Annotated in this window: 3 protein-coding genes; all 3 read left to right on the plus strand. The window is 68.5% G+C overall.

Going from position 1 to position 2,181, the window contains the following annotated elements:
• Positions 1-932: DNA polymerase III subunit delta' (locus tag AC1DYI_RS33450; RefSeq protein ID WP_477208416.1), on the plus strand; the 932-nt coding region annotated here is incomplete at its 5' end.
• Positions 933-948: 16 nt separating this feature from the next.
• Entirely contained in the window at positions 949-1,335 is a 387-nt protein-coding gene (locus AC1DYI_RS33455) for a PilZ domain-containing protein (protein ID WP_477208417.1), read from the plus strand.
• A gap of 57 nt (positions 1,336-1,392) precedes the next feature.
• A partial coding sequence (locus tag AC1DYI_RS33460; RefSeq protein ID WP_477208418.1) for a TatD family hydrolase occupies positions 1,393-2,181 on the plus strand: 789 nt, incomplete at its 3' end.

A 2,181-nucleotide genomic window follows, 5' to 3' on the forward strand; every position in this document is an offset into this window, starting at 1 on the left:
TCATCCTGCACGGCGGGGCTGGCTCGGGCCAGTGGGAGCTGGCCTGGCGCGTGGCCCAGGCCTGGCTGTGCGAGAGCGAGCCGCGGCCCTGCGGCGAATGCCCGAGCTGCCACCTGGCGCTGGCCCACAGCCACCCTGACATGAAGGTGCTGATGCCCGAAACCATGCAGCTGGCGCTCGGCTGGTCTGAAGGCAGCGCCGGTGACGATGGCGAGGGTGACAGTGGCGACGGCAGCAAGAGCAAGCGCAAGCCCAGCCGCGAAATCAAGATCGACACCGTGCGGGCCGCGATCGACTGGGCGCACTCCAGCTCCAGCCGCGGCCGCGGCAAGGTGCTGTTGTTCTACCCGGCCGATGCGATGAACGCGACCTCGGCCAACGCGCTGCTGAAGACGCTGGAAGAGCCGGCATCCGGCACCAAGCTGCTGCTGTGCGTGGACGACCCCGAGCGGCTGCTGCCCACCGTGCGCAGCCGCTGCCAGCGCGTCCGCCTGGCGCCGCCTGACCTGGCCACCGCCGAGGCATGGTTGACGAAGCAGGGCGTGGCCGGTGCCGCGGCACTGCTGCGGGCCAGTGGCGGTGAGCCGCTGGCCGCCAAGGCGCTGGTCGACGAAGGCCTGGACGCCACGCTTTGGGGTCAGTTGCCGTCGCAGGTGGCGCAGGGCGAGACCCGCACGCTGGCCGCGATGCCACTGCCACGCGCAGTGCGGGTGCTGCAGCAGGTCTGCCACGACGCAATGGCCCAGGCCGCCGGCGGCGAGCCGCGCTTCTTCGCGCCGGGCCAGGTGCCGCCGGGCGCCGGCCTCATCGGCCTGGCCGAGTGGGCGCGCGAACTGGCCCGCGTCGCCCGCCACGACGAACACCCCTGGAACGCGCCTTTGCGTGTCGAAGCTCTCGTTGCGCAAGGGCAGCGCGTGTGGAGCGAAACCTGATGGATACACTTCAGCCATGAGCGATGTCGACGGCCGTCCCCTTCCTTCAGCCCCTTCCGGCGCAGCACGCCCCAGCGTCATCCAGCTGGTGTTCCGCGAAAAAGGTGCGCTGTACGCCGCCTATGTGTCGGTCTTCTCCGATGGCGGCCTGTTCGTCCCGTCGACGCGCGACTACCAGCTGGGCGACGACATCTACCTGCTGCTGTCGCTGCCCGGCGATCCGCAGCGTTACCCGGTCGCCGGCAAGGTGGGCTGGATCACGCCGCCCAACACGTCGGGCGGCCGCACCCAGGGCGTCGGCGTGCGTTTCCCCAACGACGACAAGACCCGGCTGCTCAAGATGAAGATCGAAGAGATCCTGGGTACCTCGATCCAGTCGTCCAAGCCGACGCAAACGCTGTAACTGCGGCGCGCTGGCCCCCGGGCGTCCGCGCCCGTGTCTGCATTTCCGTTCCCGACCATGTTCGTCGACTCGCATTGCCACCTGAGCTTTCCGGAGCTTCACGGCCGGCTGCCGCAAATCCTGGCCGACATGCGCGAGGCCAAGGTGGCCGCCGCGCTGTGCATTTGCACCACGCTCGAAGAATTCCCGACCGTGCAGGCGCTGGCTGCCGAGCACACCAATCTGTGGGCCAGCGTCGGTGTGCACCCCGACACCGAAGGCCTGAGCGAGCCGAGCGAAGACGATTTGTGCCGCCTGGCCGGCCAGCCCAAGGTCATCGCCATCGGTGAAACAGGCCTGGACTACTACCGCCTGAACGGCCGCAGCATCGCCGACATGGAATGGCAGCGCGACCGTTTTCGCGCCCACATCCGCGCCGCGCGGCGGCTGAAGCTGCCGCTGATCATCCACACCCGCAGCGCGAGCGACGACACGATCAGGTTGCTGAAGGAAGAGGGCGCCGGGCAAGAGGGTTCGGGCATCGGCGGCGTCTTCCATTGCTTCACCGAGACAATGGACGTCGCTCGGGCCGCGCTCGACCTGGGCTTTCACATCTCGTTCTCGGGGATCGTCAGCTTCCGCAATGCGGCCGACCTGCGTGAGGTGGCGCGCTTCGTGCCGCTGGAACGCAGCCTGATCGAAACCGACAGCCCGTACCTGGCGCCGGTGCCTTACCGCGGCAAGACCAACAGCCCGGCCTACGTGCCGCATGTGGCGACTGTGCTGGCGGCTGAGAAGGGTGTTTCGGTCGAAGAGATTGCGCAGGCGACGACGCAGAACTTCGAGCGCTTGTTCCAGGTCCAGGTG

The organism is Ideonella sp. P3_A4 (genome assembly GCF_056403075.1).

What these genes read in the sequence shown, in the direction of transcription:
- AC1DYI_RS33455 (WP_477208417.1), top strand. Translation starts at nt 949, where the DNA reads ATGAGCGATGTCGACGGCCGTCCCCTTCCTTCAGCCCCTTCCGGCGCA.